Annotated in this window: 20 protein-coding genes; 9 read left to right on the top strand and 11 right to left on the bottom strand. The window is 61.4% G+C overall.

All coding sequences use genetic code 11. From position 1 onward, the window contains the following. Positions 1 to 52 precede the first annotated feature (52 nt). From J2Y41_RS02550 to glmS, 8 genes are all read right to left on the bottom strand, one after another. The gene (locus J2Y41_RS02550; protein ID WP_224088285.1) at positions 53 to 1,138 is read right to left on the bottom strand and encodes an inositol-3-phosphate synthase; all 1,086 of its coding nucleotides are present in this window, start codon (positions 1,136 to 1,138) and stop codon (positions 53 to 55) included. Positions 1,139 to 1,308: 170 nt separating this feature from the next. Continuing rightward, complete coding sequence (gene mgrA / locus J2Y41_RS02545) at positions 1,309 to 2,346, bottom strand: L-glyceraldehyde 3-phosphate reductase (RefSeq protein ID WP_309925852.1); 1,038 nt, start codon at positions 2,344 to 2,346, stop codon at positions 1,309 to 1,311. A gap of 69 nt (positions 2,347 to 2,415) precedes the next feature. Then, positions 2,416 to 4,200 (bottom strand): malto-oligosyltrehalose trehalohydrolase, encoded by a 1,785-nt coding sequence (gene treZ / locus J2Y41_RS02540; protein WP_309925849.1) that lies wholly within the window; start codon positions 4,198 to 4,200, stop codon positions 2,416 to 2,418. A 70-nt stretch (positions 4,201 to 4,270) separates the two neighbouring features. Beyond that, a complete protein-coding gene (gene treY / locus J2Y41_RS02535; RefSeq protein WP_309925847.1) occupies positions 4,271 to 6,583 on the bottom strand; it encodes a malto-oligosyltrehalose synthase in 2,313 nt (770 codons plus the stop codon). Beyond that, positions 6,580 to 8,925, bottom strand: coding sequence for a glycogen debranching protein GlgX (gene glgX, locus J2Y41_RS02530; RefSeq protein ID WP_309925844.1), 2,346 nt, complete (start codon positions 8,923 to 8,925; stop codon positions 6,580 to 6,582). The genes treY and glgX overlap by 4 nt, the downstream gene beginning before the upstream one ends. 70 nt (positions 8,926 to 8,995) lie before the next feature. Further along, entirely contained in the window at positions 8,996 to 10,567 is a 1,572-nt protein-coding gene (locus J2Y41_RS02525) for an NAD(P)H-hydrate epimerase (RefSeq protein WP_309925842.1), read from the bottom strand. A gap of 18 nt (positions 10,568 to 10,585) precedes the next feature. After that, on the bottom strand, positions 10,586 to 10,933 hold the full coding sequence (locus J2Y41_RS02520) for a holo-ACP synthase (protein ID WP_216925115.1): 348 nt from the start codon (positions 10,931 to 10,933) through the stop codon (positions 10,586 to 10,588). Between the two features lie 4 nt (positions 10,934 to 10,937). Then, positions 10,938 to 12,821, bottom strand: a complete 1,884-nt coding sequence (gene glmS, locus J2Y41_RS02515) for a glutamine--fructose-6-phosphate transaminase (isomerizing) (RefSeq protein ID WP_224164977.1) — start codon at positions 12,819 to 12,821, stop codon at positions 10,938 to 10,940. A gap of 144 nt (positions 12,822 to 12,965) precedes the next feature. Between glmS and coaA the strand changes: the two genes are divergently transcribed. Then, positions 12,966 to 13,931, top strand: coding sequence for a type I pantothenate kinase (gene coaA, locus J2Y41_RS02510; protein WP_216925113.1), 966 nt, complete (start codon positions 12,966 to 12,968; stop codon positions 13,929 to 13,931). 1 nt (position 13,932) lies between these two features. After that, the gene (locus J2Y41_RS02505; RefSeq protein ID WP_396133429.1) at positions 13,933 to 14,772 is read left to right on the top strand and encodes a D-alanyl-D-alanine carboxypeptidase family protein; all 840 of its coding nucleotides are present in this window, start codon (positions 13,933 to 13,935) and stop codon (positions 14,770 to 14,772) included. Between the two features lie 88 nt (positions 14,773 to 14,860). Here the strand turns inward: J2Y41_RS02505 and glmM are convergent, their stop codons facing one another. The 3 genes from glmM to rplM form a co-directional block, all read right to left on the bottom strand. Beyond that, positions 14,861 to 16,225 carry a phosphoglucosamine mutase gene (gene glmM / locus J2Y41_RS02500; RefSeq protein WP_223946542.1) on the bottom strand — a complete coding sequence of 455 codons (1,365 nt, stop codon included), beginning with the start codon at positions 16,223 to 16,225 and terminating at the stop codon, positions 14,861 to 14,863. Between the two features lie 177 nt (positions 16,226 to 16,402). Then, positions 16,403 to 16,909 carry a 30S ribosomal protein S9 gene (gene rpsI / locus J2Y41_RS02495; RefSeq protein ID WP_216925110.1) on the bottom strand — a complete coding sequence of 169 codons (507 nt, stop codon included), beginning with the start codon at positions 16,907 to 16,909 and terminating at the stop codon, positions 16,403 to 16,405. A gap of 38 nt (positions 16,910 to 16,947) precedes the next feature. Next, positions 16,948 to 17,391 (bottom strand): 50S ribosomal protein L13, encoded by a 444-nt coding sequence (rplM, locus tag J2Y41_RS02490; RefSeq protein ID WP_011775554.1) that lies wholly within the window; start codon positions 17,389 to 17,391, stop codon positions 16,948 to 16,950. A gap of 287 nt (positions 17,392 to 17,678) precedes the next feature. On the opposite strand from rplM, the gene J2Y41_RS02485 reads away from it, so the two are divergent. The 7 genes from J2Y41_RS02485 (at position 17,679) to J2Y41_RS02455 (ending at position 23,857) form a co-directional block, all read left to right on the top strand. Beyond that, a complete protein-coding gene (locus J2Y41_RS02485) occupies positions 17,679 to 18,323 on the top strand; it encodes an A24 family peptidase (RefSeq protein WP_309925835.1) in 645 nt (214 codons plus the stop codon). 331 nt (positions 18,324 to 18,654) lie between these two features. Continuing rightward, positions 18,655 to 18,849, top strand: coding sequence for a Flp family type IVb pilin (locus J2Y41_RS02480; RefSeq protein WP_309925833.1), 195 nt, complete (start codon positions 18,655 to 18,657; stop codon positions 18,847 to 18,849). A gap of 116 nt (positions 18,850 to 18,965) precedes the next feature. Next, positions 18,966 to 19,373, top strand: a complete 408-nt coding sequence (locus J2Y41_RS02475; RefSeq protein WP_224164981.1) for a TadE/TadG family type IV pilus assembly protein — start codon at positions 18,966 to 18,968, stop codon at positions 19,371 to 19,373. Next, positions 19,361 to 20,401 carry a pilus assembly protein TadG-related protein gene (locus J2Y41_RS02470; protein WP_396133428.1) on the top strand — a complete coding sequence of 347 codons (1,041 nt, stop codon included), beginning with the start codon at positions 19,361 to 19,363 and terminating at the stop codon, positions 20,399 to 20,401. The genes J2Y41_RS02475 and J2Y41_RS02470 overlap by 13 nt, the downstream gene beginning before the upstream one ends. Positions 20,402 to 20,454: 53 nt before the next feature. Beyond that, complete coding sequence (locus J2Y41_RS02465) at positions 20,455 to 21,222, top strand: Flp pilus assembly protein CpaB (RefSeq protein ID WP_224164982.1); 768 nt, start codon at positions 20,455 to 20,457, stop codon at positions 21,220 to 21,222. Next, positions 21,219 to 22,418 carry an AAA family ATPase gene (locus J2Y41_RS02460; protein ID WP_224164983.1) on the top strand — a complete coding sequence of 400 codons (1,200 nt, stop codon included), beginning with the start codon at positions 21,219 to 21,221 and terminating at the stop codon, positions 22,416 to 22,418. Before J2Y41_RS02465 ends, J2Y41_RS02460 begins: the two co-directional genes overlap by 4 nt. Continuing rightward, positions 22,415 to 23,857 (top strand): CpaF family protein, encoded by a 1,443-nt coding sequence (locus tag J2Y41_RS02455; protein ID WP_224164984.1) that lies wholly within the window; start codon positions 22,415 to 22,417, stop codon positions 23,855 to 23,857. Before J2Y41_RS02460 ends, J2Y41_RS02455 begins: the two co-directional genes overlap by 4 nt.

Below are 23,857 nucleotides of genomic sequence, written 5' to 3'. Positions count from 1 at the left end.
GATGGTCAATCATCGGCCGTAAGTGACCCCGCGTTGCTTGTGCTGTTGCGGTTTAGCGCTCGATATCGCCGCGGATGAAGGCTTCCACCTTGTCGCGGGCGATGTCGTCGTTGAACTGCTCCGGCGGGGACTTCATGAAGTAGCTGGACGCGGAGAGCAGCGGGCCGCCGATGCCGCGATCCAGGCCAATCTTGGCCGCGCGGATGGCGTCGATGATCACACCAGCGGAGTTCGGGGAATCCCATACTTCGAGCTTGTATTCGAGGGAAACGGGAGCATCACCGAAGTTGCGGCCCTCGAGGCGGACGAAGGCCCACTTGCGGTCGTCAAGCCAGGCAACGTAATCGGACGGCCCGATGTGGACGTCGTCAGCGTGAAGGTCTGCCTCAACGTTGGAGGTGACGGCCTGCGTCTTGGAGATCTTCTTGGACTCAAGACGATCGCGCTCAAGCATGTTCTTGAAGTCCATGTTGCCGCCAACGTTCAACTGGTACGTGCGGTCCAAGGTGACGCCGCGGTCCTCGAACAGCTTGGCCATCACGCGGTGGGTGATGGTGGCACCGATCTGGCTCTTGATGTCGTCGCCCACGATCGGAACACCGGCCGCAGTGAACTTGTCAGCCCACTCCTTGGTGCCGGCGATGAAGACGGGGAGAGCATTGACGAAAGCCACGCCAGCGTCGATGGCGCACTGGGCGTAGAACTTGGCAGCCTGCTCCGAACCAACGGGCAGGTAGCAAACCATGACGTCTACGTTGGCTTCGCGGAGGGCAGCAACGATGTCGACGTCCTCCTCGGGAGCTTCGACGATGGTCTCGCGGTAGTACTTGCCCAGGCCGTCAAGGGTATGTCCACGCTGAACGGTGACTCCGGTGGCAGGGACGTCGGCGATCTTGATGGTGTTGTTTTCGCTGGCGCCGATGGCGTCGGCAAGGTCCAGTCCAACTTTCTTGCTATCGACGTCGAAAGCAGCAACGAACTGAACATCGTTGACGTGGTACTGGCCGAACTCGACGTGCATCAGACCCGGAATCGTGGCCTTGGGGTCAGCGTCGCGATAGTACTGAACACCTTGGACCAGCGATGCGGCGCAGTTTCCTACGCCGACAATGGCAACACGAATCGGATGTGAAGACACGGAACTCCTTTTGAGAACTAAACCTCAGGTGCCAGGCGCAAACTCTGACTGAGCTCAGAGCACGACTGATTGGCACGGCGCCAGTTGGCGCACACTTGCATTGTAGCCAACAGAGAAGGGGCCGGCTTTGTTCCCGCCGGCCCCTCCTGTTTTATGTCTTTCCCCTGGGTTTACTCCTGCGCCCACAGATTGATGTCGGATTCGACGGCGAACTCATCGATCGCAGTCAGCTCATCAGTGGAGAACTTCAGGTTGTTGATGGCGCTCAGCGTGTCTTCAAGCTGCGAAACGCTGGACGCTCCAACAAGCGCGGATGTTACGGGAGAGCCCTTCGGCTGGTCCCGGAGAATCCATGCGATGGCCATCTGCGCGAGGGTCTGTCCACGGCCCTCGGCGATAGCGTTGAGTCCCCGAACGCGGTCCAGCTTGTCCTCCGTCAAGGCGGATTCGGAGAGGAACCGTTCCTTCGCGGCCCGCGAGTCAGCCGGAACACCGTTGAGGTAGCGGTTGGTCAGCATGCCCTGGGCAAGAGGCGAGAAGGCGATGGAGCCGGCGCCCACCTGGTCCAGTGCCTCGTAGAGGTTCGGCGAGCCATTCTCGGTCCACCGGTTCAGCATGGAGTAGCTGGGCTGGTGGATCAGCAGAGGCGTGCCGAGCTCCTTCAGGATCCGGGCTGCCTCGAGTGTTTGCTCGGGGGTGTAGGAAGAGATACCTGCGTACAAGGCTTTGCCGGACCGGACCGCGTAGTCCAGCGCCCCCATTGTTTCCTCCAATGGAGTCTCAGGATCCGGACGGTGGCTGTAGAAGATGTCCACATAGTCCAGGCCCATGCGCTGCAGGGACTGGTCAAGGCTGGAGATCAGGTACTTGCGGGATCCCCATTCACCATAGGGGCCCGGCCACATGTAGTAGCCGGCCTTGGTGGATATGACGAGCTCGTCACGGTACGGCTTGAAGTCTTCCTTTAGGTGGCGTCCGAAGTTCGTTTCCGCCGATCCATCCGGCGGGCCATAGTTGTTGGCGAGGTCGAAGTGGTTGACGCCCAGATCGAAGGCACGGCGCAGGATGGCGCGCTGTTCGTCGAACCGCTTGTCGTCGCCGAAGTTGTGCCAAAGGCCCAGCGAGATAGCGGGGAGCTTGAGCCCACTGCGTCCGACGCGGCGGTAGGGCATGGTTTCGTAGCGGTTTTCCGCAGCCGAATAAGTCATACGTACCATCCTGCCACTGCACAGATCACCGTGTTCGGGCTGTCCGCAATGTGGGCGCCGTCACCCTTTTCACTGCTCGCCTTGCTGGACGCGCACGACGGCGGCGCTCCCACCGGGCAGGGTCAGCGAACGGTCGTCGAGGGCTACTTCGGTGTCGGTTGCCAGCAGCAGGGACCCAGCCATAGGCGAATCCAACGGCTCGTCTCCAAAGTTGCACACCACGCGGATGGCACCACGGGTCAACTCCAGCCAGTGCTCGTCGTCGTCGAACTCCACCGTGGTCTCGCCGAAACCACCGTTCACAAGCTCCGGCGTATTGCGGCGCAGCTGTGCTAAATCCCGATACAGCTGCAGTAGGCGTGCGTGGTCCCCCGTGCTTGGCTCGCTCCAGTCCAGCTTTGAACGCTTGAAAGTTTCGGGATCCTGGGGGTCCGGCACAACGGCAGGGTCCCAGCCCATCCGTTCGAATTCCTTGATCCGGCCCTTCGCTGTGGCCTCCCCCAATTCCGGTTCGGGGTGGGAGGTGAAGAACTGCCACGGAGTGGAAGCCCCAAATTCCTCGCCCATGAACAGCATGGGCGTGAAGGGCGATGTCATGGTCAGCACTGCGCCGATCGCCAACCGACCAAATGACAGTGATGCCGTGAGCCTGTCACCGGTGGCACGGTTGCCGATTTGGTCGTGGTTCTGCAGGCAAACCACCAACGCTGAAGGATGCGCGAGGTCGTGCCGGATCGGCCGGCCGTGGTGGCGTCCCCGGAAACTTGAGTAGCTGCCATCGTGGAGGAAGCCGTGCTCGAGGACCTTGGCGAGGACAGCGAGGGACTCGAAGTCGGCGTAGTATCCGGTGGTTTCACCGCTAAGGTTCACGTGGAGGGCATGGTGGAAGTCGTCGCTCCATTGGCCTTCCAAGCCATAGCCGTTGTCCTTGCGGGGATAGATCAGGCGCGGATTGTTCAGGTCCGATTCCGCGATGAGCGTCCGCGGAATGCCGGTCTCCGCCTCGATCTGGTCCCCCAGCGCGCCAAAGTCCTCAAGGATGTGCACGGCACGTTCGTCGCGCAGGGCGTGCACGGCGTCCAGCCTGAGCCCGTCTACGTGATAGTCACGGAGCCACATCGCCGCATTCTCCAGAATGTACCGGCGAACCTCATCGGAGCCCGGGCCATCGAGGTTTACCGAATCGCCCCAGGTGTTCCCCTCCCCCGATTTCAGGTAGGGGCCAAATTTGGGAAGGTAGTTGCCGCTGGGTCCAAGATGGTTATAGACAACGTCCTGGATGACCCCCAAGCCAGCGGCGTGGGCGGCGTCGACGAACCGTTGATAGGCCTCGGGGCCACCGTAGGGCTCGTGGATGGCGTACCAAAGCACGCCGTCGTAACCCCAGTTGTGAACTCCGTTGAATGCGTTGACCGGCAGCAGTTCGATGAAGTCGACGCCCAAGTCGACCAAGTAGTCCAGTTTCCTGGCGGCAGCGTCAAGTGTGCCTTCGGGAGTGAACGTGCCCAGGTGGAGCTCGTAGATGACGGATCCCTTGAGGCTGCGCCCCTTCCACTCGCCATCCCCCCAGTGGTAAGCGGCAGGATCGAAGGTGGCCGACAGCCCATGCACACCGTCCGGCTGTCGCCTTGAGCGTGGATCGGGAAAGGGTCCCTCGCCGTCCACGATGTAGCCGTACGCTACCGCGTCGCCTTCGTTGCCGGTGACCTCGGCGGACGCGCGCCACCAACCGGTAGCGCCGCCGTCGTGAATTTGTTCCATCGCGTGCTCGCTACCCCCGGCGAGCAGCTTCACTGTGCCGGCGTTGGGCGCCCAGACGTCATAGCGGTTTTTTCCAGCAGCGTGCTCCAGCATCGTGTCCCCTGTGCTTGTTTTAGCTTGCGTTGCAGTGGCGGTGTTGGTGGGTGTTCGTGTTTTCAGCGGATCAGTCAGTGGGCACCAGCAGGGCCACCGGGTAATGCTCCAGCAGCGTAGCGACCGCGACCGAACCGGCGTCATAAATGGTCCCGGTCAGTTCGTCATGACAGTTCACCGGCAAGTCGATAGCCGTGTCCCGCCATCCGCCTTCGCGGGCGAGCCGCTTGGGCAGCCGCGTGCCAACCGTGACCACGCCGGGTGCGTCCGCCCCACGGTTGAAGGCAACTACGTGATCAGCGGCGGCGCCGCTCGCGTGCACGGGCTGGTAACCAGCAAACAGTTCCGGCCGGTCACGACGTAACCTGAGCGCCCTGGATACCACCAGCAGTTTGGCGGCTTCCTCTGTGAAAGCGGGCCGCGCACCAGTATCGAGTTCTGCGAGCGCCGCGATCCGGGCTTGAAAGTCCACGGGCCGCCGGTTGTCGGGGTCGGTCAATGAACCGTCCCGGAACTCTGTGCCCTGATAGACATCCGGAACGCCCGGCATGGTCAGTTGGATGAGCTTCGCTGAGAGTGAGTTCGACGTTCCAAAAGGTTCCAGTTCCTCGACGAAGTTCTCCAATGCGGCAGCGACCTCGGGGACGTCAAAAACGGCGTCGACGGCGGCAGCCAAGTGACGCTCGAAGTCCAGGTTGGGATCGGTCCAGTTGGTCGAATTTCCGGCTTCGCGGGCGGCCTTGAGTGCATACGATTGGAGGCGCCCACGGTCGGCGGGCCAAGCGCCCGCAATTGACTGCCAAACGAGGGCTGCCAGCGGACCGTCCGGGATGGGCGCCAGCTCCTGCACAGTGCCGAGGAAGAGTTCCCATTCCGGGACGGATTCGGAAATGACCGAAATCCGGGCCCGGGCGTCCTCGCTGCGCTTGGTGTCATGCGTGCTCAGCGTGGTCATGGAAAGCGGGATCTCTGCCTGACGCCGTGCCATGCGCTCATGGAACCCGCCAGGGGAAAGCGCAAATTCAGTGGGATCAGCTCCCACTTCGGTGAGCGTCCCCAAGCGTGTGTAGCGGAAGAACGCGGTGTCCTCCACGCCCTTCGCCATCACCATTCCTGAGGTCTGTTGGAAGCGGCGTGCCAGTTCCCCGGTTGGATCAACCAGGAGCGGGCGTAACCCGTTCAGCACAGACCGGAGCCCGGGCCGGTGTTGCCCGGCGCGCTCTATGGCTTCCTCCAGGATCTCCTGGCCGTGCGGCAGGTAGGTCCTGTAGATGGGGAACCAACAAATAATCTCGGCCAGCGCATCGGCTACCTCGGCGCGCGGCAATTCCGGCGACTCGGGAACAAGCCGGGACAACCGGAGGATCTCGGACCTCAGGATGCCATCGGCGATGCGACGTTTGGTCCCGTGGATCATGTCCTCATAGTCAGCGGGCCGGGCTGCATCCCGCAGCCGGGCGTCGAGGGAATCCAGGTATTCCTCTGCTGCGGGGTCGACGAACAGACGGTCTACGTCCGCCAGTGCGTCATACCCTGTGGTGCCTTCGCAATCAAAGGTTTCCGGCAGTTTCTCCCCCGGCTCAAGGATCTTCTCCACCAGGAGGTACGCCCCGCCTGTCTCCTTGCGAAGCCTCGCCAGATACCCTTCCGGATCGGCCAGCCCATCGGGGTGATCGATCCTGAGACCATCCACCAGCTCTTCCCGGAACCAGCGCACGATTTCCTCGTGCGCCTCATTAAAGACCCACGGAACCTCGACGCGCACGCCTGCCAGTGTGTTCACGGCGAAGAAGCGGCGGTAGTTCAGTTCAGCGTCCGCGCGGCGCCAGCCCACCAATTCATAGTTCTGCCGCGCATGAACGTCCTGCGGGCTGTCTCCGGCACTGAAGCTGCCCTCGGCCAACGGGAATCGGTGATCGTAGTAGTGCAGTTCGCCGTCCACCACCGTGAGTTGCTCAAGGTCGTCATCGCTGCCGAGCACGGGGATGCGGATCTTTCCGCCACCAAAATCCCAGTCGACGTCGAACGCTTCTGCGTACTTGGACGAGCGACCCTCTTTCAGGAGCTGCCACCACCAGGCATTCTGTCCTGGTGAGGCGACACCCATATGGTTGGGAACGATGTCCGCGAGGATGCCAAGTCCCTTCGAGCGGGCGGCCTTGGACAACGCAGCGAGGCCCTCGGTTCCGCCCCTGGCCGGATCCACGGAGGAAGGATCCGTGACGTCATAACCGTGGTCTGAACCCTCCTCCGCTGTGAGGATCGGGGATACGTAGACCCAATCAACCCCGAGGTTGTGCAGGTACCCGGTGAGTTCCGCAGCGTCCTGAAGCGTAAAGCTCCGGCGGATTTGCAGCCTGTACGTTGAAACGGGCGTCCTCATGAATCCGCCTTCTTCGACGTACGGCGCTTCCGGGTGGGTTTTGATTCCGCAGTGGCCGCATCTCCCCCATCGGAAGAGGTGCCCGCCTCTGAGGCATCCAGTGATCGAGCGTTCGCCGACGAATCTGTCGGCAGCGAGTTCACCGCAGGTGCCGTGAGCGACGCAGTTTCGGGGGTGCTTGTCTGGCTGAGCGCAGCAAGGGAGGCGGCCACTGAATGGTCCGGCTCGGACTCGGGTGTGCTGTGGGCACGAAGCACTACCAATGACTTGGCAGCGATCATCAGGATCTGGTCTGCCTTCACGACGTCTGAATCTGCGCCTTCACCGCCGGTGTCGATCATGACGTCCCAGGCAGGGGCATATTCGTCCGACGGCACCCTGAACCCAACCTCGTCCTCGTCCGCATTGAAGTACAGCAGGAAGTTGACGTCGGTGATCCGGCGGCCTTGAGTGTCGCGTCCGTGGATTCCGTCACCGTTCAAGAACACGCCAACAGAACGGCCCAACGCGGTGTCCCAGTCCGAGGGCGTCATGGTGCTGGCATCGGCATCCAGCCATACGATGTCCGGAAGCCGCTCGCCCTCGCCTCGCAGCACGGGCCGTCCATCGAAGAACCTGCTTCGGCGAAGGCTCGGGTGTTTGGCCCTCAGGGCGCTAACAGCAGCCGTGAACTCCACCAAGGGCTGGTCAACGTTATCCCAATTGATCCAAGTGAGCTCGGAGTCCTGACAGTAACCGTTGTTGTTACCCTGCTGCGTCCTTCCAAGTTCATCGCCGTGCAGGAGCATGGGGACGCCCTGTGACAGGAAAAGCGAGGCGATGAAGTTCCTCTGTTGTCGGGCCCTGAGGCCCAGAACCTTCGGATCGTCCGTGGGGCCCTCAACGCCACAGTTCCACGAACGGTTGTGCGATTCGCCGTCGTTGTTGCCCTCACCGTTGGCCTCGTTGTGTTTCTCGTTATACGACACGAGGTCGGCCAACGTGAAGCCGTCGTGGGCAGTGACGAAGTTGATCGAGGCCACGGGCCGGCGACCCGAGTGCTCGTAGAGGTCGGCGGAGCCTGTCAGACGCGAGGCGAATTCACCAAGGGTGGAGGGCTCTCCCCGCCAGAAGTCGCGGACAGTGTCCCGGTATTGGCCATTCCATTCCGTCCATTGGGGCGGGAAGTTTCCCACTTGGTATCCACCCGGACCAACATCCCACGGTTCGGCGATGAGCTTCACTTGGGACACAACGGGGTCCTGCTGGATGAGTTCGAAGAAGGTGGAAAGCTTGTCCACGTCATAGAATTCGCGGGCCAGCGTGGACGCGAGATCGAACCGGAACCCGTCCACGTGCATCTCCGTCACCCAGTAGCGGAGCGAGTCCATCAGCAGCTGGAGTGAATGGGGGCTCCGGACATTCAATGAGTTCCCGGTGCCTGTGTAGTCCATGTAGTACTTTTGGTCGTTCTCCACCAGGCGGTAGTACGCGGAGTTGTCGATGCCCTTGAAGGACAACGTGGGCCCCAGATGGTTGCCCTCGGCCGTGTGGTTGTAAACGACGTCCAAAATGACTTCGATCCCGGCGTTGTGCAGGGAACGCACCATGGCCTTGAAGTCCTGGACCTGCTGGCCTGTATCGCCCTTGGAGCTGTAAGTGTTGTGCGGGGCGAAGAAGCCGATGGTGTTGTAGCCCCAGTAGTTGTTCAGGCCCTTATCCTGCAGGATGCCGTCGTTGACGAACTGGTGCACGGGCATAAGCTCGATCGCAGTAATACCCAGCTTTTGAAGGTGGGAAATGACTGCGGGGTGGGCTACACCTGCGTAGGTTCCGCGCTGTTCCTCGGGAACTTCCGGGTGCAGCTGGGTAAGTCCCTTGACGTGGGCCTCGTAGATGACCGACTTGTGGTACGGAATCTTCAGGAGTTTGTCGCCGTCCCAGTCGAAGAAGGGGTTGATGACCACGCCCAGCATCATGTGCGGTGCGGAGTCAGCGTCATTCCGGGAGTCCGGGTCCCCCATGTTGTAGGAGAACAGGGCCGGGTCCCAATCGATCTGACGATGGATGGCCTTGGCATACGGGTCCAGCAACAGCTTGTTGGGGTTGAACCGTTGGCCGGCGTCGGGGTCGTAGGGTCCGTGCACCCGATAGCCATATTTCTGTCCGGGTTGGACTTGTGGCAGGTAGCAGTGCCACACGTAGCCGTCTACCTCGGTGACATCTACGCGGACTTCCCCGCCGTCGTCGTCGAAGAGGCACAGCTCCACTTTCTCGGCCTTCTCGCTGAACAGCGCGAAGTTGGTGCCGGTCCCGTCAAAGGTGGCTCCAAGCGGATAGGCCGATCCAGGCCAGACTTCCATGCGTTCTCCTCTGGGTGATGCGGATAACTTGCTGCAAGCCTACTCATGACCCCCGACACGGACAGTAACCTTACGGTCTTGTAGGGTCGTATTCCGCAGTCAGCGAACCTACGACGCGCGGTACCGCCGCCATGATCGCTGACGCTGTAAGGGGGCCACCATCAAAATCGTTCGACGCGATCGAGCCAGCGCGGCCGTGAACGCTGGCGGCGACCGCCGCCACAGCAGCCCAGCGGTCGTCCAGTTTCAAGCCCAGGGCTGCGTACGCGCCGTCGTCGTCCCTGACAGAGTCCACAGATTGCGCCAGCAAGGCTCCCAAGATGCCGGCAAGGACATCGCCGCTGCCTGCGGTGGCCATCCAGGCAGTGCCCTCGGACTGGCTGAAAACAACGCCCGACGGCGAGGCCACCAGTGTGGTGGCACCCTTCAGCAGGACTGTGGCACCGGTTTGCCCGGCTGCTTGCCGTACGAAGTGCAGCGGCCGGGACTCGACGTCCTCACGGGTCACGGCAACCTCGCCGGTGGATGGAAGGGCTGCCAGGAGCGTCGCCAGCTCCCCGGCGTGCGGGGTGAGGATCCAATGGGCGGGACAATGCTCGGGCAGGATACTCAAGGCTCCGGCGTCGACGACGACTGGCAATTCAGCGTCGAGCGCCGACCCTGCGGCGTCCCCGGCACGTCCGAGTTGGTCCTCCCCGTCGACGCCAGGACCAAGCAACCACGCTTGGACCCGGCCGGGATCCCCGGCCTCCCACAGGGCCTCGGGAGTCCGGGTCAAAACCTGGCGTGCCGCAGATTCCGGTCCTACATAACGGACCATCCCTGCGCCAGCCACGGCTGCCGCATGGACGGTTAGTACAGCTGCCCCGGCAAAACGAGGCGAGCCAGCGACAACGCCCAACACGCCACGGGAGTATTTATGGGAGCGGCGGCCCGGCTTGGCGAGCAAAGACTTCAGGTCCGGGGCATCAAGCCGACGCAACTCAGGGGTATCCAGGGAGTCTTCGATCCCAATCGGTACCAGCACCACCCGCCCCGCACAGCCTTCGCCGGGGTCTGTCATCAGCCCGGCCTTGATGCCGCCGAAAGTCACTGTGACATCGGCATCAAGCACCGGCCAGTGGACTTCGCCCGTATTGGCATCCAAACCGCTGGGGAGGTCGCACGCCACCACGCAACGGGGCTTCAGCTCCTGAAGGGAAGCAACCAACTCAGCCGAAGCATCACGCAATCCGCCGCGGGCGCCGGTGCCCAGGAGGGCGTCGATAATGACATCGTCGCCAGCGCACAGGACAGCAAGTTCTTCGGCGTTTCCGGAATCCAATCGCAGCACGCGGCCACCTGCCGACTGAAAAGCCGCCAGAGCCTCGGTATGGACTTCCGCTGAGGCGAGTACCGCCGTCGTCCGCATGCCGCGGCGGGCAAGCATGGAAGCCGCGAAGAGTCCGTCACCGCCGTTGTTGCCCTTGCCTGCCAGGACCGTGACGCTGGCACCGGTCAGCTTGCGCCTGGCCTTGACCACGCGCACCACTTCCTGCGCCAAGCCGTAGGCGGCCCGTTGCATGAGAACAGCGCCCTCGCCGGAGTCCAGGAGCGGTTGTTCCGCATCCCTGATCTGTTGTCCGGTGAAGGCGCTGATCATCGTTATATAAAGGTCCGTTTAGCCCTCGGCGAGGACATACGCCGTAGCGATGCCGCCATCGTGGCTCATGGACAGGTGCCAGCGCTTGACGCCCTTGGCATCGGACACGGCCAATACCGTTCCTTTGACCTGAACGGTAGGACCATTCTGGTCAAGACCAATCCAGCAGTCCTGCCAGTTCATGCCAGCGGGAGCACCCAGGACCTTGGCTACTGCTTCCTTGGCAGCGAAGCGCGCAGCGAGTGACCTGGTGTTGAGTTCACGCTCCGCAGGAACGAAAAGTCTGTCCCGCAGTCCGGGGGTCCGCTCCAGTTGCCGGGCGAACCGCTCGATGTCTACGACGTCTACTCCAATGCCAACAATCATGCGGTTATTCTACGGTCACGCTCTTGGCGAGGTTACGCGGCTGATCGACGTCGTAACCCTTTGCCCCGGCCAGTTCAGCAGCAAAGATCTGCAGTGGCACGGTGGTGAGCAGTGGCATGAGCAACGTGGGCGTCTCCGGGACATAGAAGACGTGCTCTGCGTAGTCCTTGACGGACTCGTCGCCCTCCTCAGCAATGACCAGGGTGCGTGCACCACGTGCGCGGACTTCCTGGATGTTGCTGACAACCTTGGAGTGCAGGGAGTCACGACCACGCGGGGACGGGACAACCACAAAAACCGGCTGGCCGTCGTCGATCAGGGCGATCGGTCCGTGCTTGAGTTCCCCGGCAGCGAAGCCCTCAGCGTGGATGTAGGCGATTTCCTTGAGCTTCAAGGCGCCTTCCAGTGCAACCGGGAAGCCAACGTGGCGGCCCAGGAACAAGACGGACTTTTCGTCCTTCATGCTGCGGGCCAGTTCGCGCAAGGGACCTGCGTTGTCCAGGATCTTCTGAATCTTGGCCGGGATCTTGTTCAGGTCCGCGAGGACGTCCTTGATCTGGCCGGAGAAGATGTTGCCACGCAGCTGGGCCAGGTAAAGGCCAAGCAAGTAAGCGGCAGTGATCTGGGCGAGGAACGCCTTGGTGGATGCCACAGCGATCTCCGGACCAGCGTGGGTGTAGAGCACGGCGTCGGATTCGCGCGGGATGGTGGAACCGTTGGTGTTGCAGATGGAGATCGTCTTGGCGCCCTGTTCGCGGGCGTAGCGGACGGCCATGAGCGTGTCCATGGTCTCGCCGGACTGGCTGATGGAAACCACCAGGGTGTTGGCGTCGACGATCGGGTCGCGGTAACGGAACTCGTGTGCGAGCTCCACTTCCGTGGGGATGCGGCACCAGTTTTCAATGGCGTACTTGGCCACCAGGCCAGCGTAGGCTGCGGTCCCGCATGCCAGAACGATGATCTTGTCAACCTGCTTGAGGAGCTCAGGATCGATGCGGACTTCGTCCAGCGTCAGCTTTCCGTTGAGGTCCGAGCGTCCCAGGAGAGTCTGGGCCACGGCATCGGGCTGGTCGTGGATTTCCTTCTCCATGAAGGAACTGAAGCCACCCTTTTCGGCAGAAGCCGGGTCCCAGTCAACGTGGTATTCCTTGCCTTCGGCGGGAGCGCCGAAGAAGTCGGTGATCTCCACGGAGTCCGCGGTGATGGTGACGATCTGGTCCTGGCCGAGTTCCACGGCGCGGCGCGTGTAGTCGATGAAGCCGGAGACGTCCGAGCCGAGGAAGTTTTCGCCGTCGCCAAGGCCGACCACGAGCGGGGAGTTACGACGGGCGGCCACGACGACGTCGGGCTGGTCCGCGTGGACGGCGAGGAGGGTGAAGGCACCCTCGAGACGCTGGCAGGCCAGGCGCATCGCCTTGGTGAGGTCGCCGCCGTTGCCATTGAGTTCGTTGCGGAAGATGTTGCCAACCAGTGCGGCAGCAACTTCGGTGTCGGTTTCGGACTCGAACGTGACGCCCTTGCCCAGCAACTCCTGCTTAAGCTCTGCGAAGTTTTCGATGATGCCGTTGTGAATCAACGCCAAACGGCCGCCGTCGGAAAGGTGGGGGTGCGCGTTACGGTCGGTGGGGCCGCCATGCGTGGCCCAACGGGTGTGGCCAATGCCGGTCAGGGATTCAGGAACCGGGTTTGCTTCCAGTTCACTGATCAGGTTGCTCAACTTGCCGGACTTTTTACGGGACGAGATGGTTCCATCAGCCACCACTGCGACGCCGGCGGAGTCATAGCCGCGGTACTCAAGACGACGCAGCCCCTCCACGACGACGTCAAGGGCGCTGTGACCAGCTGCCTTACGAGACGAATTGCCAACATAGCCTACGATTCCACACATGGGTATAAGCCTAACGGCTAGGTCAAACAACTGATGTGGGACGTCCCCCCTTCCACTCTTGTCTCTGACGCGTTAATCACGCAGAATTCACCCTCACGTCGTCCCGCATTTCCTGATCCGCCGGGCTAAGGGCAGAATCAGAACGTGACTTTGCAACGCACCGAAGCAAACGGCGACGGCGCTTCCCCCTTTGTTGAGCTGGACCGCCAAACGTGGTCCCGGCTGGCAGCACAGATGGAGCAGCCCCTCAACGAAGAGGACATTTTCCGCCTGCGGGGCCTCGGCGATCCCTTGGATATGAAGGAAGTGCGGGAGGTGTACCTCCCCCTTTCGCGGCTTCTGCACCTCTACGTCGAAGCTTCACATCAGCTTCACGCGGCGACAACAACGTTCTTGGGCGAGCAAACACAGCGCACCCCGTTCGTGATCGGCGTGGCCGGTTCCGTTGCTGTTGGAAAGTCCACCATCGCCCGCGTGCTCCGTGAAATGCTGCGGCGCTGGCCGGGAACACCCAACGTGGAACTCATCACCACGGACGGCTTCCTCTACCCGTTGGCCGAATTGAAACGCCGCCATTTGCTGGAACGCAAAGGTTTCCCGGAGTCCTACGACCGCCGGGCGCTATTGCGTTTTGTGTCGGAAATCAAAGGTGGAGCCGAGGAAGTCCGGGCACCGTGGTACTCCCACGTCACCTACGACATCGTCCCGGGCAAGGAAGTCGTAGTGCGCCGGCCTGATGTGCTGATCGTGGAAGGCCTCAACGTTCTGGCCCCTGCCAGGCCCCGCATGGACGGCAAGCAGGGACTTGCGCTGAGCGACTTCTTTGACTTCTCCATCTACGTTGACGCCAAGACCTCCTACATCGAGGAGTGGTACGTCGACAGGTTCCGAAAGCTCCGCAGTACAGCCTTCGCGCAGCCGGAGTCCTACTTCCACCGCTACGCCACGCTGTCCGACGAAGATGCCGAGTCAACAGCCCGCGGCATCTGGAAGCGCATCAACGAGCCGAACCTCGAAGAGAACGTGCTCCCCACCCGTGGCCGCGCCCAGCTGGTACTTACCAAGGACGCAGACCACTCCATCCGTCGCATGCTTTTGCGGAAGGTCTAGCGTGCACACCCAACCCCAGCCGATGCCCAGCCGGAGGGCATTCGCGGGTTTGCTCACCGCTGGCGCAGGCTTGGCCGCCCTGACGGCCTGCACTCCGGATGGCCCCTCCCCGTCCCCTGCCGGGGCTTCGACACCGTCCGCCGCTGCCTCGAGCCCCACGCCAACTCAAGTCACTGCCGTTACGCCCGCTGCCGCTACCGAGCCTTCCAGCGCACCGCCGTCGCAAGCCGCCGCCAAGCAGTTCTCGCTGACCGATCCAGCGAGCCCATGGGTGGTGGTCAACAAGCACAGGCCGTTGAACCCTCAAAACTATGTGCCGGCGGATTTAGTTCAGCCGAACATCCGGCTCGCCGTCACTGGCGAAGCCACACTGATGAACAGCACGACGGCGGCTGCCGCGGAGAAGATGTTCGCCGCAGCGGCGGCCGAGGGCGTCATCATGGCATTGGCGTCCGGGTACCGTTCCTATTCCACCCAGGTCACCACATACAACGGCTATGTCGCCAACAGTGGCCAGGTTGCAGCCGACCGGGCCTCTGCACGGCCCGGTCATTCCGAACACCAAACGGGCTGGTCCTTCGACATAGCCGACGGCGGAGGTGCCTGCAGTTTCCAGCCCTGCTTCGCCGAGCAGCCCGCGGCTATTTGGGCCAAAGCCAACGCACACAAATTCGGTTTCATCGTCCGCTATCCATGGATGTTCCACGAAACAACCGGATACTTCTACGAGTCCTGGCACCTGCGCTACATCGGCGTAGAAGCAGCGACGGAGATGAACACCCGAGGCATTGCAACCCTTGAGGAGTACTTCGGGTTGGAAGCAGCGCCGGCCTACCTGTAGGCCCGTCCTTTTAAACCAGTACGGCCCGCTCCCTGGTAATCCGGTCAAACCGGTAATGCAGGAAAGCGGGCCGAAGCTGCTTGGGTTCTTAGACAGCCAGTTCGCTGGGAGCGCTCAGGCGCTCTTTGACCACGGCAGCCAGGCTGTTGCAAATCCGCTCGGCCGTTTCCATGTCCGCAGCTTCCACCATGACGCGGACCAGGGCTTCGGTGCCGGAAGGGCGGAGCAGCACACGGCCGGTTTCACCCAGTTCCAGCTCAGCAGCGGCTACCGCCGCGGCGACGCCTTCGTCGGTGCCCGCACGGGCCTTGTCCACGCCCTTGACGTTGATCATGAGCTGCGGGAGCTTGGTCATCGCCGTTGCGAGTTCCTTCAAGCTACGGCCCGTGAGTGCCACCTGCGCAGCAAGCTGCAAGCCGGTGAGTACGCCATCGCCGGTGGTTGCGTAGTCGGAGAAGATCACGTGGCCGGACTGTTCGCCGCCCAGGTTGTAGCCGCCATCGCGCATTTCCTCCAGCACGTAACGGTCGCCAACAGCGGTTTCGCGGATGGTGATGCCGGCATTGCGGAGGGCAATCTTGAGTCCGAGGTTGCTCATGACCGTGGCAACCAGGATGCTGTCCTTGAGCTTGCCCGCTTCATTGAGTGCCAGCGCCAGGATCGCCATGATCTGGTCGCCATCTACTTCGTTGCCTTCGTGGTCTACAGCGAGGCAGCGGTCGGCGTCGCCGTCGTGGGCAATGCCAAGGTTCGCACCATGCTTGACCACCGCTTCCTTCAACGGACCCAGATGGGTGGAGCCCACGCCGTCGTTGATGTTCAGGCCGTCCGGCTCGGCGCCGATGACGACGACATCCGCGCCGGCGTCCTTGAAGACCTGCGGCGAACAACCACTCGCCGCGCCGTGGGCGCAGTCCAGGACAACCTTCAGGCCCTCGAGGCGCTTGGGGAGGGTGCCGAGCAAGTGGACAATGTAGCGGTCCTCAGCGTCGGAGAAGCGCTGGATGCGTCCAACGTCGCCGCCTACGGGTCGCTGGGGCTCTTTGCCCAGCTGTGCTTCGATGGCGTCCTCGACGTCGTCGGGCAGCTTCTGGCCGCCGCGGGCGAAGAACTTGATCCCGTTGTCAGGGGCCGGGTTATGGGAGGCCGAGAGCATCACGCCGAAATCGGCGTCGAGGTCTGCCACCAGATAGGCCGCAGCCGGCGTGGGCAGCACCCCGGCGTCATAGACGTCGATGCCGGAGCTGGAGAGCCCCGCTTCGACGGCGGCGGCAAGGAACTCGCCACTCGCTCTGGGGTCCCGGGCGACTACGGCGCGTGGCCGCTTGCCATCGGTTGTGCGGTCATGGCCGAGTACGACGGCGGCGGCCTGGGCCAGCTGCATAGCCAGCTCGGCGGTGAGCAATCCGTTCGCGAGACCGCGCACGCCATCTGTTCCAAATAATCTAGACATCGGCTCAAGTTTAGACGACGACGGGACACCACCCGTCCAGCAGCGTGTCGGAAGGTCATGTGAGCAGGTCACATCCGGCTCCCCGCTTGCATCTTCGAACTGTTTGAAGCGCAACTTCTTAAACGGCGAAAGCCCGCCCCGCCGAAACGGCGGAACGGGCCTTCGAGTAAGCGCAGATTAACGCTTGGAGTACTGCTGAGCCTTGCGTGCCTTCTTGAGACCAGCCTTCTTACGCTCGATGACGCGGGCGTCACGGCGCAGGTAACCGGCCTTCTTGAGGGTGGCGCGGTTGTTGTCGACGTCGATCTCGTTCAGCGAGCGGGCCACACCGAGGCGCAGTGCACCGGCCTGGCCGGAGATGCCACCGCCGTGGATGCGGGCGATGACGTCGTAGGCGCCTTCAAGATCAAGGATCTTGAAGGGCTCGTTGACGTCCTGCTGGTGCAGCTTGTTCGGGAAGTAGTTCTCCAGCGTGCGGCCGTTGATGATCCACTTGCCGGAACCCGGGATGACGCGAACGCGTGCAACGGCTTCCTTGCGGCGGCCAACAGCGGCACCGGCAACGGTCAGTGCCGGGCGCTCCTTCTTGGGCGCATCTTCAACAGATGTGCTTTCAGAGGTGTAGCTGGTGAGGGTTTCCTCAGCCTCGACGGCTTCGGCGGTCAGTTCTTCGTTCTGAGCCACGGTTCTCCTTGTAATGAAAAGTTGTTTGGTGGCCAGGACTACTGGGCGACCTGGGTGATTTCGAAAGTCTTCGGCTGCTGTGCAGCGTGCGGGTGCTCGGGGCCTGCGTAGACCTTGAGCTTGCCCAGCTGCTGAGCGGCGAGGGAGTTCTTGGGGAGCATGCCCTTGATGGCCTTCTCAACAGCGCGAACCGGGTTGGATTCCAGCAGCTCGGCGTAGTTGACGGAGGTCAGGCCGCCCGGGTAGCCGGAGTGGCGGTATGCGCGCTTCTGCTCCAGCTTGGCGCCGGTGAGGGCAACCTTTTCAGCGTTGATGATGATGACGAAGTCGCCCATGTCCATGTGGGACGCAAAGGTCGGCTTGTGCTTTCCGCGCAGCAGTGTTGCGGTCTGGCTGGCAAGACGACCAAGGACAACGTCGGTGGCGTCAATGACGTGCCACTGGCGGTTGATATCGCCGGGCTTCGGGGTGTACGTACGCACGGTTTTGCCTCGTTCTTGTTCTGGCGTTCATGTTTTAGGCGACACGCAGTGAGGCGTGTACCTACTATGTATGCGTTACCGGAGCAGAGGTGAGGGCTCTATAGACCAGTCATCCCAGAATCTCGATATGCCTCTTGAGTTAGCGACCCTGCAACTGGATCCCCGAGAAGGCATGTGTCATCGAGATAGGACACGCACAACGACTATAAACAATACCTTCAACGGGCCGTCCGGGTCAAAATGGGGTATCCGCCCCTCGGGGTCGCATGCGCTTTGAGGGAGAGTACATGACCAACGGTCCCGTTTTCCTGATCCTGCTTGCCATCGCCGGCTTGCTGTTGAGCCCGGCCGTCGAGTTTGTGATCGCCCGCGGCCTTCCGCGCCTGGGCGGACTCCCCTCCCCTGCCGTCCGGATTACGACGGCGGCAATCACCGCGCTGCTCTTTGCCCTGCTGGGGTGGCGCTTTGGTTTTACTCCGGAATTGCCGGCGTTCCTTTTATTGGCACTTGTTGGGGTGCAGCTTTCGAGAATTGATTTCACCCTCCATTTGCTGCCAAACCCGCTCGTTTTGTTCCTGCTGGGGGGCGGTTTTGTTCTCCTTGCCACGTCCGCGGCACTGGATCCCGCCTGGCCCGAGCTGCTCCGAGCACTCGCCGGAGGCCTCATACTCTTCGTTTGCTACCTGATTCTGGGACTTATTTCGCCAAGAAGCCTCGGAATGGGCGATGTGAAGCTCGCAGCACCCGTCGGACTGTACTTGGGGTACTTGGGTTGGAAGCAAGTACTCTACGGCGGACTACTGGGATTCGTGGTGGGCGGGGTGCTCACGGTGCTGATGTTGCGCCTGAATCGCAAGGAAAAGACAGTGGAAACGGCACACGGACCCGCCATGGTTATCGCGGCACTGGGTGTGACTCTCCTACTTCAGTAGTCCTGGTTCTCCTGCGTTTCCGCGGGCCCTACATGGCCTCAAAAATGTAAGGCTGCTGTCGATTCCAAGTAGTCGCTTGCCTTTTTTGACCTCTCAACTGAGTACTTCCCTGCCCTTCTACGGGTGACCGCGTCATATGCGTTGCAGGAATTCGAGTACGACTACGCATTGTTCAGCAGTGCGTCCAGGGTGAATTCTTATCTCATCGAATTCCGAACCGCTAAAGGCAACATGGGGGTAGTTCGGGAATCGAAAGCAAATTCCGATAATTTGCTGGACCTATATCCATAATTTACCAAACCCAAAAAATTCATCTGGGAAGGATTTTCCAATGTCTGCTCTTATGTTCACCATCACCTCGTACATCGCCGGCGTCAAGGACCGCTTCACCTCCGAGGAGAAGGGCGCGACGATGGTTGAATACGGCATCATGGTCGCCCTGATCGCAGTGGTGGTCCTGGCAGCTGTAGGCCCCTTGGGCACTGCTATCCACGACATGTTCGCTGACGTCACAACCAAGATCTAGCCTCTTCCCCCTTGGCCGGCGGCTGTGGAACGAACTTCCGCCACAGCCGCCGGCCATTTCTTCTTAACAGCTGTTCCGTACACCCCCTAAAGGGGATCTGGGTCTGGGAGACAGTCGTGACAACACGAAAGAAAGAGCGCGGTGCAGTAGCCGTGGAAATGGCAATTCTCTTGCCGCTCCTACTGTTGATCTTGGTTGGAATTATAGAGTTTGGCCGCGTGCTGAACGTTCAGGTTTCCCTGACCCAGGCGGCCCGCGAGGGCGCTCGCTACGCGGCAGTGAATTATGACAAAGGCGGCCTCAACGTGTCGGGCGTTGCTCTCGCGGCGGCCCCCTCGTTGAACGGGCTTGGTGTCACTGTCACCGACAACGCTTCCAGCTGCAAACCCGGATCCAACGTCAAGGTAACAACGAGTGTTTCGTTGACTTCGATATCCGGCTTCCTGGATGCCGGCTTCTTTGGTTCCCCGGGCCTCTTCCCGATGAACCTCAAAGGTGAGGGAGTGATGAGATGCGGCGGATAGTACGAGCGCTCCAAAGGCGCCTAGCGAGAGGCGCGGAGGCTGATCAAGGAAGCCGCGGCGCCGCCACCATCATGGTGGCCGGGATCATGGTCGTGCTGCTCGGGTTTGCGGCCCTGGCGGTCGACGTCGGCGCCTTGTACGCCGAAAAGGCCCAACTGCAGAACGGTGCCGATGCCGCAGCCCTGGCAATTGCAACGGACTGCGCCAACGGCAGCTGTGGAAACAGCACAACTACCGGCAACGACTTCGCCAACAAGAATTCCAATGACGGCCAGAGCGGGGCCACGGTCACATTCCCGGGCGCCACGACGGTCAGGGTCGTCACCAACGCCAAGGAGGGCGGCGTCAACAGTTTCTCGCTCTACTTCGCCCAGGTCATGGGGTTTGAGTCGACCACTGTAAAAGCGACGGCTGAGGCCAGCTGGGGTGCGCCGTCCAAGGCAAGCACTTTGCCGTGGACGATCAGCGAGTGCGTCTTCAAGAAGTACTTGTCCCCAACGCAGCTGGCATCTCTGAACTCCACCGGCAACTTCACCGGAGACCCCATTCCAACGCACGTGCTGCTGCGTTATGACGAAAACGCGCCGGCGTACCCCGGCTGCGCAGCCCAAAATGGCTACGAGCCCGGTGGTTTTGGCTGGCTGCTGACCACCTCGGGCTGCTCAACAGACATTTCACTCGACGCCACAGTCCAAGGCCAACCAGGCAACCACTTCCCGAATGATGCCGCGTGCAACACCGTGCTGGCCCACATCATGGACCAACCCGCGCTGGTCCCCCTCTTCAGAACCGCTACTGGCAACGGATCAAATGCCACCTACAAGCTGATTGGCTTTGCTGCGTTCCAAGTTACTGGTTACCAATTCAGCGGCACCGGAGGTGTGGTCGATCCAGCTGCCCCGAAATGCAACGGAAACTGCCGCGGCATCCAGGGCTTCTTTGACCGTTTCGTCTCACTGGAAGACGGAATGAAGGTCACCGGAGGTATCCCCAACTATGGAGCTTCTGTCGTTTCACTTACCAAATAGCAGCCGGCCCAATGCCGACTACGTCAAGTTAGAAATCCGAAGGGAGTTACACCGTGAAAACACGCCTACTGGGAGGCATTGCGGCACTGCTGCTGGCAGTCATCGGCACCGTCCTGCTAGTCACCTACGTTCAGGGAGCTGACAAGCGCGCGCAACAGGGGCTCGATCCCGTCAGCGTCCTTGTTGCCAAGGAACGCATCCCCGCCGGCACCAAGGCCGAGGACCTGGGCTCGAAAGTGAAGACAGAAACCTTGCCTAAGTCCGCTGTCGCGCCAGGAACCATCAGTGCCCTCAACGATCAGTCCGGGAAGGTCACCAACGTCGATCTTCAACCCGGTGAGCAATTACTCGGAGTCAAGCTCGTCGCCCCCAACCAACTTGTGCCAGGCACGGTCCCCGTCCCGGATGGACTCCAGGAGACCACTTTCGTACTGGCCCCGGAGCGGATCCTGGGTGGTCGCATTGAGGCCGGCGACACCGTTACCGTCTTCGCATCCTTCAAACTGGACGACAACGTCCCCGCCGGAGCCAACCTCCCGCCGGGACTGACCGGCTGGAAGAACTTCACCGAGTTGCTCTACCACGATGTCCTGGTTACTGCCGTTCAGCAGGCCGCTCCGGACGCAGAAAAGTCTGCGGGCACCGATAAGGGGGTAGCCCTCCCCAACGGTTCTGCCTACGTCACCGTCGCGCTGAGCGATGCGAACGCCTCCAAGATGGTCTTCGGCGCCGAATTCGGAACCCTGTGGCTATCCAAACAGACCGACAAGACCGCAAAGAGCGATCCCCCAACAACAACCTTTGGAGGGCTGGTCCAATGACTCGCTTCGTAGCCATCACCGCGGTTCGCGACTTTGAGGGTCGGGTACGCCAAGCCATTACGGGTGCACTGCATGGGGACCTGCAGACACTTTCACCTGCTGTCCTGCACGGCAGCACGGACGATGTCTTCAAAGAACTGACCGGCGCTCCGCCAGAGGTAATGATCCTAGGGCCTGGTGTTAATCCTGACGATGCCCTCAAGTTGGCGACTGTCTTTGATCTGCAGTACCCCGAAATTAGTCTGCTTCTTGTTTCCGAGCCAGAAGCCGAAACGGTGCTCCGAGCCATGCACGCCGGAATTCGGGACGTCATCTCGCCGGAAATCGAAATCAATGAGCTGCGCGTCCTCTTGGAACGGGCTTGCCTTGCCTCAGCTAGTCGGCGAAGGGGCATGCAGCCTGCAGCAGAAACAGGGCACGAGAGGGGCCGTGTCATCGCCGTGATGTCGCCCAAGGGCGGAGTCGGCAAGACCACGGTGGCCACCAACCTGGCTGTAGGCCTCGGGGCCGTAGCACCCATGGGAGTGGTTATCGTGGACCTGGACCTCCAGTTCGGTGATGTGGCCTCCGGCTTGTTGTTGGAACCTGAGCACTCAATCACCGAGGCAGTCCATGGCTCCGCGGCCCAAGACTCCATGGTGCTCAAGGCCTTCCTGACGGTGCATCCCGCTGGGATCTACGCCTTGTGCGCTCCCAGCAGGCCATCGGAATCGGACTACATAACGGCAGACCATGTGTCGCGGCTGATCAACCAACTGGCCGGCGAGTTCAAATACGTCGTAGTTGACACAGCTCCGGGCTTGGGCGAACACTGCCTTGCGACGCTCGAGTTGGCCACCGACGGGGTTTGGGTGTGCGGCATGGACGTACCCAGCATTCGAGGTCTTCGAAAGAGCTTCAGTGTGCTAAAGGAACTTCAACTCTTGCCACAGAACAGGCACACTGTCTTGAATTTCGCGGATAGGAAGAGTGGCATCTCTGTTCAGGACGTCGAGGCCACTATCGGAGTTCCCGTGGATACGGTCATCCCGCGGTCAAGGAACCTGCCCTTCTCCACGAACAGGGGCATTCCGGTCCTTCAAGGAACCACCAGGGATTCCGCGACGAAAGGGTTGAGGAAGCTCGTAGAGCGATTTGATCCCAAGCTGGAAGCCCTTCCCCAGAACAAACTTCACCGACGGGTGGTTGTGTCATGAAACTGTCTGAAAGGCTTTCGAAGAACGGACCGCTCTCCTCGGTGGAAGAAGGGCTTGGCCAGACGGGCGGTTTCATTGGGACGACCGACGCTCCGGGAGTCGACCCCGGGCAGGCGTCCCTGCTGGGGGGTGCTCCCTCCGTCCCTGCGGTGGATGCCCTCGCAGGGCTGAAGCATCGGGCGGCCACCTCGCTGTTTGAGCGCATTGGCAACAGGCTCGGGGATAGCTCAACGTCCGAGGAGGAACTTCGGACGTTCGCCGTTGACGAGCTTTCGTCGGTCATCGACGACGAGCAGGTCCCGCTTTCGCCCGAAGAACGTCGGCGCCTCATCCGGGAAATAGCCGACGAAGTCATGGGCTTCGGCCCGCTGCAGCGTCTTCTCGAGGATCCTTCCATTACGGAAGTGATGGTCAATCGCTTCGACCAGATCTACGTTGAGCGTCATGGGCAACTGGCGCTGACTGACCTGCAATTCAGTTCCGATGATCATCTGCGGAAAGTCATTGAACGGATCGTCTCCAAGGTTGGGCGGCGTATCGATGAGTCGTCACCGCTGGTTGACGCCAGGCTGGAGGATGGTTCACGCGTCAACGCCATCATTCCGCCGTTGGCTGTCAATGGGCCGTCACTCACCATAAGAAAGTTCAGCCACGTGCCTTTGACAGTTCGAAATCTGATCGAATGGGGCTCCATGAGTCCCGAGATGGCAGAGCTGCTAAGTGCCTGTGTCCGCGCTAGGCTGAACGTCATCGTTTCCGGTGGTACAGGTACCGGTAAAACGACACTGTTGAACGTTCTCTCGTCGTTCATCCCGGAAGCCGACCGCATCGTGACCATTGAAGATGCTGTTGAACTCCAACTCCAGCAGAGACATGTTGTGCGGTTGGAGAGCCGGCCACCGAACATCGAGGGCAAGGGCGCTATCACCATCCGTGATTTAGTGAGGAACTCGTTGCGCATGCGACCCGACAGAATCATCGTCGGCGAAGTCCGTGGCGGTGAGTCCCTGGACATGCTTCAGGCAATGAACACCGGCCACGACGGGTCGCTTTCCACAGTCCACGCGAACTCTCCACGTGATGCCATTGCGCGTTTGGAAACCCTGGTCCTCATGGCCGGGATGGATCTTCCCCTTCGGGCCATCCGCGAGCAGGTCTCATCGGCTGTCGATGTCATCGTGCAGGTCACGCGGCTTCGCGACGGAAGCCGCCGTGTGACGCATGTGACGGAGGTCCAGGGAATGGAGGGCGACGTCGTGACGCTACAGGATGCCTTCCTTTTCGACTACTCTGCTGGCCTCGACGCGCAGGGGCGATTCTTGGGAAAGGCTCTCCCGACGGGTATTCGTCCCCGTTTCCTGGACCGCTTCGCGGAACTCGGCATCACGGTGTCGCCCGCTGTCTTCGGGGTGGCACCCACACCGGTCGGGAGGCGCTGA

It is taken from the genome of Arthrobacter sp. 1088, assembly GCF_031455315.1.
GTDB lineage: Bacteria > Actinomycetota > Actinomycetes > Actinomycetales > Micrococcaceae > Arthrobacter.
This window is presented reverse-complemented; position numbering and strand designations above follow the sequence as displayed.